Origin of the sequence: Acinetobacter sp. F-1, assembly GCF_022869025.1 — a bacterium.
Taxonomy (GTDB): domain Bacteria; phylum Pseudomonadota; class Gammaproteobacteria; order Pseudomonadales; family Moraxellaceae; genus Acinetobacter; species Acinetobacter pseudolwoffii.
This window is the reverse complement of record NZ_JAJKFX010000019.1, coordinates 1-12,712: the sequence shown is the minus strand read 5'-3', so window position 1 is coordinate 12,712 and position 12,712 is coordinate 1. Positions and strand designations below refer to the sequence as shown.

Here is a 12,712-nt window from a genome sequence, read left to right as displayed (position 1 = left end):
TATCCCTTGTTGTTGTATAGCTGCCAACTAATTTAACAGTCATTTCTTAAAGTTTATGCTAGAAAATAGATCAAAATTTGTTGATTAACTGTAACTTTTTTCAATACTTATGCTGCTTTAACTCGCTCATAACTTATTTAATAAGTTGTTTTAAGTGTATTAGATGAGTCAGATCCAGAAACTAAGAAATTTCTAATTTAATAAGCATTCAAGGATGATGGAGGTGAACAGGGTATATTATTAATCTTGCGATTTAAGCTGTCAGTCGTATAAAAAAGATGATTTTAAGCAATAAAATCCCAGTCATAAAAAAAGCCCGCAGGGTGCGGGCTTTTTAAAGAGAAAATTAGAGACCAGCAGAGGCTTTAAGCGCTTCCACTTTGTCGGTTTTTTCCCAAGTAAAGGCCGTATCAGAGCCTTCACGGCCAAAATGACCATAAGCCGCAGTCTGCTTATACATTGGCTGAATCAGATCCAGCATGCGGGTAATGCCATATGGGCGTAGGTCAAAGTGCTCACGAACCAAGGCAATAATCAATTCTTCAGATACTTTTGCAGTATTAAAAGTGTTGATTGAAATTGAAGTGGGTTCAGCAACACCAATTGCATAAGACACCTGGATTTCACACTTGTCTGCAAGACCAGCCGCAACGATATTTTTTGCTACATAACGCCCTGCATAGGCAGCAGAACGGTCAACCTTAGATGGATCTTTGCCAGAGAAAGCACCACCGCCATGACGCGCCATACCACCGTAGGTATCTACGATAATTTTACGACCTGTCAAACCACAGTCACCGACAGGGCCGCCAATCACGAACATACCCGTTGGGTTGATGTGGAATTTGGTCTCTGCATGGAACATATCGGCAGGAATGATTTTCTTCACGATTTCTTCAATCACAGCTTCTTTAAGATTGGCTTGTGAAATTTCAGGATCGTGTTGAGTCGACAAAACCACAGCATCTAAACGAACAGGTTTGCCATTTTCATAAGCAAAGGTCACTTGGCTTTTCGCATCTGGGCGTAACCAAGGCAAAGTTCCATTACGACGAAGCTCTGCTTGTTTTTCCATTAAGCGATGTGCATAGGTAATTGGCGCAGGCATTAAAACGTCAGTTTCACGGCTGGCATAACCAAACATCAAACCTTGGTCGCCGGCACCTTGATCTTCAGGTTTCTGACGGTCTACACCCTGAGCAATTTCAGGTGACTGTTTGCCAATCATGTTGATTACGGCACAGGTCGAACCATCAAAACCCAGATCAGAATGGTGATAACCAATACCGTTCACGGTATGGCGTACTACCGCTTCAAAATCGATATTGGCCGTCGTTGTGATTTCACCGGCAAGTACAACCGCACCTGTTTTTACAAGCGTTTCACAAGCAACCCGTGCATAAGGGTCTTCTTTTAAGATTGCATCCAAAATAGCGTCACTGATTTGGTCAGCCATTTTATCTGGATGGCCTTCGCTTACAGATTCCGAAGTAAATACAGCGTACTCGCGCATAGTCCTATCACAGTTAATTTTAAAGACCCGATATGTTACATCGAGTTGCGCTCTAGGACTAGCTTAACACGACAAAATTGGTCGAAATTGTTTCAAATTATTGTGTTTTTAATTGATTAATAGAATTAAAAAAATTGATATGTCGATTTAACCGTCATTGCTGATTTGGCAAGGAGCGACAAATTAATCCGGATTTTCCCAGATGTAGCAAAATTAAACAGTTATATTCTCGAATAAATTTTAAAAGATCGCTGATTGGAAAAATATAAAGCTAAAATCTGAGTAATTTTCAGGAAAATGATTATTACATTAATACGCTCGCATGTGATTCAACATGATTCGACTAGCTGTATTGTTGTTGCATCGGCTTCTCTGCATATTAGGCCTAAGGTTTCACTACTGGCCGGTTAAGCATGGCCAAGATTCTTTTTGTATGGGCTTCTTGAAGTAAGACTGTACGGAGATAAGTCATGATGTATCAAAAGGTATTTACCTTAATTGAGGTGATGATTGTACTGACGATGATGGCGATTTTAGCCACCATGGCGTTTATGAGCTATCAGGGCTATGTGGTACGCGCTCAACTGGCTGAAGTGTTTGAGCAGGCTGGCACATATCGAACTCAGTTCATTGCCTCAGGCCAGCATTGTGATGCTGGACGCGAGATTGGAGGGAATACACGATATATCGAAAAAGTGGTGATTAATGCGACATGCCGAATTGAGTTTAAGCTGCGACAGCAAGGCCTAGATGCAGCGATTCGGGGTAAATCAATTGCATTTGATGTCTATACGGGAAAATGCTTCTCGACTGATATTTATCAGCGCTATTTACCTAAAAGCTGCCAGGGGCGCTAAGCACGCTTGCTGCTTATGATTGAGCCTAAATAGATGTAAGCTTTTCATCTAAAAAATACATAGTTGATCGATCTATTGATAAGAATGAATCATCAATGCTCTTCATCATCGACGAGAAAATTATATGACACATCTCTCTTTAAACGGATGGAGCCGACTTTAGATTAAAAACGAAATAACAGTCAATTCTAAAAAATGCAGGGTTGAAAAGCTCAATCAGACAACAATATGCTAACTATCATGTCTAATAAATCCCTCGCAAAAGTGACCAGAGAAAACAGAACTAGAGAGAAAAATGTGGAATAATTACCCGATAAGGAAATACAAGACTAATAAACTGATAAATGTTGTTGCTTAGTCTTTACCCCTCGCTGTTTTTTTAAGACAATAGACCATAGTTTTGAAAGTCTTTTCATCATTTCCTATTTCTGAATATTTTGGACTCTGATTTATGACAACCCCGCTTAATGAACGTCGTATTGCAAACGCAATTCGTGTATTGGCAATGGATGCTGTGCAAAAAGCAAACTCAGGACATCCAGGTGCTCCAATGGGGATGGCAGATATCGCTGATGTGGTTTGGCGTGAATTCCTGAACCACAACCCGACCAACCCGAATTGGGCTAACCGTGACCGTTTTGTATTGTCAAATGGCCATGGCTCTATGCTTCAATATGCACTGCTTCATTTAACGGGCTACGATCTTTCGATTGAAGATCTAAAAGCATTCCGTCAACTTCATTCTAAAACACCTGGTCACCCGGAATTGGGTTATGCACCCGGGATTGAAACGACGACTGGTCCTCTAGGTCAAGGGATCGCCAATGCTGTTGGTTTTGCGCTGGCTGAAAAAACCTTAGCCGCACAATTTAATAAAGATGACCTTCAGGTTGTGGATCACTTTACTTACTGCTTCCTGGGCGATGGCTGCCTGATGGAAGGTATTTCACATGAAGTGTGTTCATTGGCAGGTACCTTAGGTCTTGGTAAGTTAATTGCCTATTATGACGACAACGGTATCTCGATTGATGGTGAAGTGGAAGGCTGGTTCTCTGACGATACCGAACAACGTTTCTTGGCTTACGGCTGGCAAGTACTTAAAGTAGATGGTCATGATAGCGAAGCGCTTCGTGCTGCAACTTTAGCAGCTAAAGCTGAAACTGCTAAGCCAACCATCATTATCTGTAAAACAGTGATTGGTTTGGGTTCACCAAACAAGCAAGGTAAAGAAGACAGCCATGGTGCGCCACTCGGGCATGATGAAATTGTCTTGACGCGTGCAGCATTAGGCTGGACTGACGAAGCATTTGTTATTCCTGAAGATGTGTATGCAGCTTGGGATGCCAAAGACAAGGGCGCTAAAACTGAAGCAGCGTGGAATGAAACATTTGCTGCCTATGCTGCAAAATATCCGACTGAAGCGGCAGAGCTAAAACGCCGTATGTCAGGTGATTTGCCAGCGGACTTCGTTGCAAAAGCAGATGCTTATATCGCTGAAGTGAATGCTAAAGCTGAAACCATCGCGACACGTAAAGCAAGCCAAAATGCATTGCAAGCACTGGTTCCATTATTGCCAGAAGTGCTAGGCGGTTCTGCGGACTTGGCTGGTTCTAACCTGACGCTGTGGAAAGGTGCGCAAGGTGTACAAGACAATGCAGCGGGTAACTACGTACATTATGGCGTGCGTGAATTCGGTATGACTGCAATCGCCAATGGTGTTGCGCTGCATGGCGGTTTCATTCCTTATGTGGCTACATTCCTGATGTTTATGGAATATGCACGTAATGCGGTACGTATGTCTGCCTTGATGAAGCAACGTGTGATTCATGTGTACACACATGACTCTATTGGTCTCGGTGAAGATGGTCCTACGCATCAGCCAATCGAGCAAATTGCATCTTTACGTGGTACACCAAACCTGAATACCTGGCGTCCATGTGATACCGTTGAAGCCGCAATTTCTTGGAAGTCTGCATTGACTCGTTCTGAGGGTCCGACAGCGTTAATCTTCTCTCGTCAAAACTTAGCTTTCCAAACTCGTACTCAAACACAAATTGAGAACGCTGCGAAAGGTGGTTATGTATTGGCTGAAGAAAAAGGCGAATTAAAAGCGATTATTATTGCAACAGGTTCAGAGGTTGCTTTGGCAATGGAAGCTTATGCACAGCTTGAGGGCGTGCGTGTCGTGTCTATGCCATGTGCTGAAGAATTCATGAAGCAAGATGCAGCGTACCGTGAAGCGGTTCTTCCATCCAATATTCGTGCGCGTGTTGCGGTTGAAGCAGCGCATGTAGATTATTGGTGGAAATTCGTTGGTCTAGATGGTCGCGTGATTGGTATGAGTACTTATGGTGAATCTGCACCTGCAAAAGACTTGTTCCAGCACTTTGGTATTACCACTGAAGCCGTTGTTGCAGCAGTAAAAGAAATTACTGCTTAATCAGCCCCTTAAAAGTTTAAAATGGCGTTCCAGTTTTGGGGCGTCTTTTTGTTTTTGGTCTTTTTAGCTCTGTTTTCATGTGACAAGAGTTGAAGAGTTCTCTTGATAATTGAATGCAAAAAAGTGAGATGAACATGAGCTTGTACGAGCAAATTAGCGAAGAAATTACTCTGATGGATGCAGGCGAACAGAAATGGATCGGGCAGGATTTACCTCTTGAGGCCATGATGGCGGTTGAGTTAATGCTGCAAGAACTCGCAGAAGAAAAAGTCATCAAAGTCCGTCGTAAAAACCATGAAAAGACGACTGGCCTAAAACAGGTTGATCGTATTCTGGTTGAAAAACTGTAAAGCTAAAATACTAAAAAAGTCCCTGATTGGGGCTTTTTTTATGTCAGATAATTTTTGTCTGGAAGTTGCTTATCAAAACCAGATGAGATAAAGATAAGTTTATAACCCGCTATAGAACTCAGCACCCTATCGAAACGGTTTATTTTGATGAAATAGGCAAAAGAAGTTGGTAAACATGAAAATAAATTCCCAGATTCAGATCAAATCTTTAGAGCAAATATCCCAGTACCAATGGCTGCCTTTATGGCAAGAATATCAGGCTTTTTATCATGCGAAGATCTGTGACGAGGTCAGTGAAAATACCTGGGCGAAATTACACAGTACTGAGCTAGATTCGATGTATGGCTTTGCCGCATTGCTTGATGAAAAAGTGGTGGGCATTGTACATGTGGTCGAGCATGACAGCAGTTGGACGCTACGACCTTATGCTTATTTGCAGGATTTATTTGTGCCTTCGCAGTATCGAGGTCAAGGTATCGCTTGCAAGTTGATTGAACACGTTTATCAGGTGGCAGAACAGCGTAATTGTGACCGCGTTTACTGGCTTACGCATGAATCAAATCGTCAGGCACAAATGCTCTATGATAAAGTGGCCAAAAAGACCGGATTTATCCAATACCGTATGGATTAATAATAGAAATTTAAAAAATAACTTACAAATTTATCGTTTCATCGCTGCAACAAAACGTTTTATCTTTAGAGCTGTAAATATTTCTGAATTCTATACACTGAATAACATCCAAAACGAGAGATAAAAACATGAATTTCAAAACATTAGTATTAGGCTTAGCGGTTTCATCTGTAGCAACATTTTCTATTGCAAAACCAGTAACCTATACAATTGACCCGACCCATACTGCAGCCGTATTTAGCTGGGATCATTTCGGTTTTTCTACGCCATCTGGTAATTTCTCTGATATTCAGGGCAAAATCGTGGTAGACAATAAACAACCGGCAAAGTCAGCTGTGCATGTGACAATTCCAGTATCCAGTATTAATACCAACGTGACAGCTTTAGATGATCACTTAAAGAAAGCAGATTTCTTTGATGCAGCAAAATATCCAAACATCAGCTTTAAAAGTACCAAAGTAGAAACACAGGACAAAAAGAACTTCAAAATTACTGGTGACTTAACTATTAAAGGCGTGACCAAACCTGTGGTATTGGATGCTGTTTTAAACAAACAGGCTGAACATCCAATGATGAAAGTTCCAGCAATTGGTTTCAATGCAACCACTTCATTTGACCGCTCTGCATTTGGTTTAGGAGCAAACGTACCGAGTGTGGGTGATAAAATTACTGTTCAGATTACCACTGAAGCCACTGTACCTGCGCCTACAAAGAAATAAGATTCTCTGTATGGGTAGTATGAAAAAGCACCTGATTCAGGTGCTTTTTTATCAAATAAAATGACTTAGATCTAATCACGATTCAGAATCAGCAGACAGCCAAAACTGATAAAGATCCCGCCTGTAACTCCATCAATCCATTTGGCAAATTTTTGATAATAAGTCGTCATCTTCGGCATTGAAAAAATAATGGCTACAACCGTAAACCAGAGCAAACTTTCGATAAAGACCAGAGCTAAAAGAGAAGATTGTTCTGATAGTTTTGCATTAGGGCTAATCGCCAATGCAAATACACTGCTAAAGTAAATCAGGGCTTTGGGGTTGGCCATGTTGGTGAAAAAACCTTGCAGCAATAATTTAAGATACGACGGCTGAACGATAGAAAGAGCTTCTGCTTTCGAATTTGTTAAAGGTAGAGGTGTCTTAAAGCTCGACTTCAACATCAAACTGCCCAGATAGAGCAGATATAATCCACCCAATAGCATTAAGATCTGCTGTAACCAGACCATTTTCTGAAATAAAAAATGCAGGCCGCCAAGTGCACAAATTGACCAGACCAGAATGCTCAATGAAATACCGAGGGCTGCACATAAAGCATGCTTTCTGGACTGCCGGATGGCACTTTGTGTGACAAAGAAAAAGTCCGGTCCTGGACTAATCAGGGCAAAAAAATGAATCACGGCAATGCCGAATAATGCGCTCATAATATTTCTACAGTCGAGAGGAAGAGTTTAGCCTAGAATTTATCTGAGACTAGGATACGATATTTAATTGCGTCAGATATTGCTCTAGTACAGTTTGCGAGGTAGTTTCCAGTACAGGCGCAAACTGAAGATTGGCAGCGCGTAGTGCAGGAATATCAATTTTAGCCTGACTCAATTCACAGCTATGGCCAATCAGCCATTTTTCCAGACTATCACTGGCGACTTCAGGATGGAATTGTAGTGCCAGAATATTACTGCCTATACGAAAGGCCTGATTTGAATAAAGCTCAGTACTTGCCAGTAATTCAGCCTGTTCAGGTAGGTCAAAGGTATCACCGTGCCAATGTAGCACTTCAATATTTTCCAGATTTCGCAGTGGATTATTCTCGATAGCTGCAAGACTGAGCTTAGACCAGCCCATTTCTTTGCTCTGTCCTGCATAGACTTTGGCACCAAGCGCATGTGCAATCAATTGAGCACCCAGACAGATTCCTAAAGTGGGTAAATTCTTATCCAAACGTACTTTAAGCAGGTCTATTTCTGCTTGTAAGAAAGGAAAGTTTTCTGTTTCATAAACCCCAATTGGGCCACCGAGAATTACGGTTAAACCAGGATGTTCATAAGCCTTACGCAGGTCATCAATCCCGGCTTCAAAATAGCGGACACGTAGCCCCAGCTGATAAAATACATCTTCCCAAGCACCGAGGTCTTCAAAAGCGAGATGTTGGATTGCATATACAGTATCGGGGAAATGGTCCAGGTTCAGCATGGTCATTTAATCTAAAACGGGAAATATTTATTTAACGTCATTCTGTAAAAAAATAGAAGTCTTTTTAATCCCGTAATTTATGAAGCAAGATATTCTCAATCTGAATAGTGAATCCTGGTGCAGGGCTCTGAACCGGCTTTGTATCATTATGCAGCCCAATTTCATTTCCCACTAGAAAGGCAGTAGAGTAGAGGTGAATATAGAATAAAAAGACTGAGGAAGAAAAAATGCACAATATCTGTCTCTATATCGATAAAAAACGTATCAGTCCCTATGTCATGTCAGTTTACGTCGCTTTAAAAGAAAAAGGCCTGAATTTTCAGGAAAAAACGGTTGATCTAGATCAACTGGAACAACAAAGCATGGCATATCGCAGAATTTGCCCCAGTAGAAAAGTCCCTTGTCTGGTGATGGATGATTTTCATTTATTTGAATCTTGGGCGATTGCAGAATATCTGGAAGATGCTTTTCCGGCGCCAGATTATCCAGCTTTATACCCCAGAGAGAGTCAGGCCAGAGCAAAATGCCGTGCAGTTCAGGCTTTAGTCAAAACTGATTTTATGGCAATCCGCCAGACCATGCCTTCAGACTCAATCTTTGTTGCGCCTAAAGGACTTTTTATTGCATCAGCCGAAGTCTTGCAAGATATTCAGCGTTTATTGGCAGTCACAGAGAGCTTGCTCAGTGAACGCTGGCTCACTGAACAGTGGTCAATTGCAGATTTTGATCTGGCCTTTATGCTGCATCGCCTGCTTAGCCAGCAGATTGAACTGCCTGATAAAATTCAGGTATATATCCAGCGAAATTTCCAGCGTGCTTCAGTTCAGGCGTGGCTAACAGAAAATGAAAAGCTCAAGCTTTAAGCTGCCAAAACTTATCAACTAGAGGATACAAAAAAGACTTAAATAGATAAAAATCAAGCGTAATATAAATCAGAACTGTGTGGAAAATTACGAGAAATAATGTCCTTGTTGCATCATTATTAAGGAGTGCGGGGTGGGGAATTCACATCATCATGAGCATAGTCATGTCACTGTGACTGCGAAAAATATCAAAAAATTATCGATTGCTCTGGCACTCACGACCAGCTTTTTAATTGTGGAAGTGATCGCCGGCTTTATGACGCAAAGTCTGGCCTTGCTTTCTGATGCAGCACATATGTTTACCGATGCTGCTGCACTGGCCATTGCGCTGGCGGCCATCAAGATTGGGCAAAAACCGGCAGATAACAAACGCACGTTTGGCTATCAACGCTTTGAAATTCTGGCGGCCTTGTTTAATGCCTTGATGCTCTTTGTGGTGGCGATTTATATTTTATTTGAAGCCTATCAACGTTTAAGCAATCCTCCAGAAATCCAGAGTCTGGGGATGATGGTTGTGGCGAGCTTAGGACTCATCATTAACCTGATTTCGATGAAAATTCTGGTGTCGAGTAGTCAGGAAAGTCTAAATATCAAAGGGGCTTATCTGGAGGTGCTGAGTGATGCATTGGGGTCAGTCGGCGTGATGATCGGGGCGCTGCTGATTTATTTTACTGGCTGGATGTGGGTAGATACACTGATTGCCGTATTGATCGGATTTTGGGTTTTGCCACGCACCTGGATTTTGCTCAAACAAAGTATCAATATTCTGCTGGAAGGAGTGCCAGATGAAATTGATATTGAAAAACTGCGTCATGATCTTTTAGCACTCGAAGGCGTACAAGATATTCATCAGCTTAAAGTCTGGGCGATTACTTCCAAAAAAGTCATGTTGACGGTACATTTGGTTGCACCGAATGTAGATTATCAGAAACTGCGTCATCAGGCTTTTGAAATGTTGAGCCATCAGCATCATATTACTGAAATGACTTTACAGATTGAGGCAGAAAATTGTCCACCGGAACAACGAGGGCATTCGACCCATCAGCACTGAAATATAATCATCTGAGCATCGCAGGGCTTAATTGTTTTTTAGAAGTGAACGGATGACATCCAAATAACTTGGTGGAGCATCGACATACTGACGCTCTCTTAACATTTGATGCATTTTCGCCAGCTTTTGATGCGGAACAGCGGCCATTAAATGATGTTCAATATGATAGTTCACATGAATCGGTGCCACAAAAGCCCGTGCCAGATAACCTGCGCGGGTTGTACGGGTATTGCTGAGGGCAGAATAACTGGTTTCCAGACCCGCATGTTCAGCCATTGCGCGAATACGGATAAATAAAGGGAATGGTGTGATATAAGCCAAAGGCCATAGCAAATACAGCTTAGGATGGCCACTGGCCCAAAACACAGAGAAAATCGTGGCATTCGCGAGCAGCATACCGGAACTGTTTTTCAGCAGATTTTTGGCCAAATCTACCTTGCTACGATCGCCACGTGGAATAGGTTTGGGATCGTTAGACACACTCCATTCCAAAAGCTCCAAATCCATCAATACCCGACCTGCCAGAAATTTAAGTCCAGATTGCCCGTTTAAGTCGCGAAAGAATTTTCGGAATAATGAGCTTTGAGTAATGGGGAAGTTTTTCACCAGGCCTAAATCCGGGTCGTCTGGTTGAGAGGTTTTAGCATGATGTTTCAAATGATAAGGACGATATTTGCTGACCTCATTCCAGATTGGGCGTGCACACAGCCAATCGGTCAAATGTGTATTTAGCCATTTGGTTTTAAACAGGCTATGGTGTGAGGCATCGTGCATCAAAATCGCCATGGCCAGCTGACGACCTGCCAAAATCGCCAATGCCACTGCACACATTAAAAATTTTCCCCAAATGGGCAAATATTCCCAGCTATAGGCCACTGTACCGAAGGTCATCACAATCACAGCCCAAGTTGAAGCTATAGACCAAGCACCATGTAAGTCAGAAGTCGTGGTGAGTTCTTTAATTTCTTCGCGGCTAAAAAATTCGGTGACACTGAGCTTAGTGTTCATTGTTTTGCCTATTGCGTTCTTATCATTACTTTCAATATATTTGTCCTAAATATTACAGTCAATTTATTTTTGTGAATAAATATGAAATAAGTTATACACCCTGATTGTTAAAATATTGTTGCCATAAAAATTGCCCCTGTTTTTCTATTTTACGAACCGCCAGTTCAAATTGTTGCCGAGCTTCGGCATCTATCCATTCTGCAGGAAGTAGGGGATCGGCACGTAAACTAAATAAGGCAGATTTACCGAGATAGAAGGCAGTTTTTGCTGCATCAGGTAAAGGCAAGCTTTGAGAGTGATCAAACCATTGATGAATGTCTTGATTCACCTCCAGATAAGTTTGATGTAAGGCTTGAACATCCCAAAGTGCACTGACATCTATTTCCTGATCTATCTCACTGACTTGAAAAAAACGTGCATCTGGATCTAATCCAAACTGGATTGCAGCCGCTTTTAATTCGGTTAAGCTCAGCATTAAGTTGTCTGGACGAATAAAAACATTCTGCTCCATTTCCTGAAAGCCATAATAACCTAGTGCTTTTTCCCGTTTGGATAATGCAGTGCGATCTACACGTCCCAAAGCACCGGTATAAACCAGTACATATTTTCCATTCCACGCGGTCGCCATTTGCATATTGGGATGCTTGTTTAAACTGATAAAAGAAGTATCAAATTTTTTTTCTAGCAATTGATACACGCCGCGCTCTACAGCTTGAATGATATTTTCCTGATTCAATCGGGCTACAGCAACTCGCAGGCTATTGTGAGAAATGCTTAATAGATCTGCTGCACATAGCATCTGTTTAATGCTGGCGGTAGAATTTTGAGACGCATATAACAAGTCTAAAACCAGATGACGGGCATTCAATTTATAAGTCATGAATTAATAACATTGTTAGAAATCGGATATTTAGTTGACGATAGCAGTTCAGATAAAATAAACCAAATAAATTCAGACTAAAGTATTTCAAAAATTTAATGCAGAGTATAAGAATAGTTTTTTATATAATATATATTTTTAATTTGTTTTTAATAATCATAAAATTTTTTAAAATTTATAGATTAATTGCAGCATAGTTGTGTAATTTTTAAATATATTTAATATGTTCTATAAGCTAAAAATTAAGAACTAAATTATTTACTTGCTTATCAAGTGTATATTAATCATTTAAAAAATGAGCTTTAGAAAAACTTAACTATATGGCCATCATAGTATAGATGGTTAAAAATAACTTTATAAAATATATAATTAATACTTGAAAAGTGGGGTGAATCACAGTTTAATCCAACTAATATGCTTGGTTTTTTGAGGTTTTTTATGCAGGTTCAAGTTATTTCAAAAGTTGAAGGTAGTAATCAATTAATAAAAGAGTATCTGGGAAAAATATCATTAAATAAAGGGTCTGTAGTTCTGGTAGATATAAGAATCGAAGATATAGAAAAAATCGAATATTTAAATAATCAAGCTGCCATTACTTTAAAAAATGGTGAAAAAATATTAATTGAGAACTTTGATAAAGAAGAAAGTTCATTGGTTTTTAGAAATGAAAACTCAGAATTATATTTATTTGATTTTGAAACTATAAGTTACAATCCGATCGATAAAATTGAGCCTTTACTATATCCAACTTCGGAAGTAGATAAGGGAGCCTTGTTCATTTGGCCAATAGCTTTGGCTAGTGGGGCAGGAATTATTGCTGCAGTAGCGAACGTTTTGGATAGTAAAGATAGTCTTAATGGTAAGTCTGCATATGAGCTATATGTAGAAGAAGCTAGAAAAAATGGTGAAGAACCACTTTCACAAGAA

13 protein-coding genes are annotated in these 12,712 nt (G+C 40.6%); 8 read left to right on the top strand and 5 right to left on the bottom strand.

Annotation, left to right across the window (positions count from 1 at the left end; genetic code table 11):
- Nucleotides 1–346: 346 nt before the first annotated feature.
- Nucleotides 347–1,513, bottom strand: a complete 1,167-nt coding sequence (metK, locus tag LOZ91_RS13615) for a methionine adenosyltransferase (RefSeq protein WP_005096646.1) — start codon at nucleotides 1,511–1,513, stop codon at nucleotides 347–349.
- Nucleotides 1,514–1,986: 473 nt separating this feature from the next.
- On the opposite strand from metK, the gene LOZ91_RS13610 reads away from it, so the two are divergent.
- The 5 genes from LOZ91_RS13610 to LOZ91_RS13590 all read left to right on the top strand — a co-directional run bounded on the left by LOZ91_RS13610 (nucleotide 1,987) and on the right by LOZ91_RS13590 (nucleotide 6,510).
- On the top strand, nucleotides 1,987–2,370 hold the full coding sequence (locus LOZ91_RS13610) for a pilin (RefSeq protein WP_348519898.1): 384 nt from the start codon (nucleotides 1,987–1,989) through the stop codon (nucleotides 2,368–2,370).
- 451 nt (nucleotides 2,371–2,821) lie between these two features.
- A complete protein-coding gene (tkt, locus tag LOZ91_RS13605) occupies nucleotides 2,822–4,810 on the top strand; it encodes a transketolase (RefSeq protein WP_074382885.1) in 1,989 nt (662 codons plus the stop codon).
- Nucleotides 4,811–4,944: 134 nt separating this feature from the next.
- Nucleotides 4,945–5,160 (top strand): hypothetical protein, encoded by a 216-nt coding sequence (locus tag LOZ91_RS13600; protein WP_005096650.1) that lies wholly within the window; start codon nucleotides 4,945–4,947, stop codon nucleotides 5,158–5,160.
- Nucleotides 5,161–5,335: 175 nt separating this feature from the next.
- Nucleotides 5,336–5,791, top strand: a complete 456-nt coding sequence (locus LOZ91_RS13595) for a GNAT family N-acetyltransferase (protein WP_005096652.1) — start codon at nucleotides 5,336–5,338, stop codon at nucleotides 5,789–5,791.
- A gap of 128 nt (nucleotides 5,792–5,919) precedes the next feature.
- Nucleotides 5,920–6,510 carry a YceI family protein gene (locus LOZ91_RS13590; RefSeq protein WP_100357101.1) on the top strand — a complete coding sequence of 197 codons (591 nt, stop codon included), beginning with the start codon at nucleotides 5,920–5,922 and terminating at the stop codon, nucleotides 6,508–6,510.
- A 71-nt stretch (nucleotides 6,511–6,581) separates the two neighbouring features.
- Here the strand turns inward: LOZ91_RS13590 and LOZ91_RS13585 are convergent, their stop codons facing one another.
- Both LOZ91_RS13585 and LOZ91_RS13580 read right to left on the bottom strand, forming a co-directional pair.
- Nucleotides 6,582–7,214 carry a LysE family transporter gene (locus LOZ91_RS13585; protein WP_100357102.1) on the bottom strand — a complete coding sequence of 211 codons (633 nt, stop codon included), beginning with the start codon at nucleotides 7,212–7,214 and terminating at the stop codon, nucleotides 6,582–6,584.
- A gap of 49 nt (nucleotides 7,215–7,263) precedes the next feature.
- Nucleotides 7,264–7,983 (bottom strand): glutamine amidotransferase, encoded by a 720-nt coding sequence (locus LOZ91_RS13580; RefSeq protein ID WP_244783409.1) that lies wholly within the window; start codon nucleotides 7,981–7,983, stop codon nucleotides 7,264–7,266.
- A gap of 227 nt (nucleotides 7,984–8,210) precedes the next feature.
- Between LOZ91_RS13580 and yfcF the strand changes: the two genes are divergently transcribed.
- Both yfcF and LOZ91_RS13570 read left to right on the top strand, forming a co-directional pair.
- A complete protein-coding gene (gene yfcF / locus LOZ91_RS13575; RefSeq protein ID WP_100357103.1) occupies nucleotides 8,211–8,846 on the top strand; it encodes a glutathione transferase in 636 nt (211 codons plus the stop codon).
- A 133-nt stretch (nucleotides 8,847–8,979) separates the two neighbouring features.
- Nucleotides 8,980–9,897 (top strand): cation diffusion facilitator family transporter, encoded by a 918-nt coding sequence (locus LOZ91_RS13570; protein ID WP_244783408.1) that lies wholly within the window; start codon nucleotides 8,980–8,982, stop codon nucleotides 9,895–9,897.
- Between the two features lie 27 nt (nucleotides 9,898–9,924).
- On the opposite strand, the gene LOZ91_RS13565 is transcribed toward LOZ91_RS13570, so the two are convergent.
- Together LOZ91_RS13565 and LOZ91_RS13560 are read right to left on the bottom strand one after the other, a co-directional pair.
- On the bottom strand, nucleotides 9,925–10,905 hold the full coding sequence (locus tag LOZ91_RS13565) for a fatty acid desaturase family protein (protein WP_244783407.1): 981 nt from the start codon (nucleotides 10,903–10,905) through the stop codon (nucleotides 9,925–9,927).
- Nucleotides 10,906–10,996: 91 nt separating this feature from the next.
- On the bottom strand, nucleotides 10,997–11,785 hold the full coding sequence (locus LOZ91_RS13560; RefSeq protein WP_159515879.1) for a PaaX family transcriptional regulator C-terminal domain-containing protein: 789 nt from the start codon (nucleotides 11,783–11,785) through the stop codon (nucleotides 10,997–10,999).
- A gap of 438 nt (nucleotides 11,786–12,223) precedes the next feature.
- Here LOZ91_RS13560 and LOZ91_RS13555 point away from each other — a divergent pair.
- A partial coding sequence (locus LOZ91_RS13555) for a BapA prefix-like domain-containing protein (protein WP_244783406.1) occupies nucleotides 12,224–12,712 on the top strand: 489 nt, incomplete at its 3' end.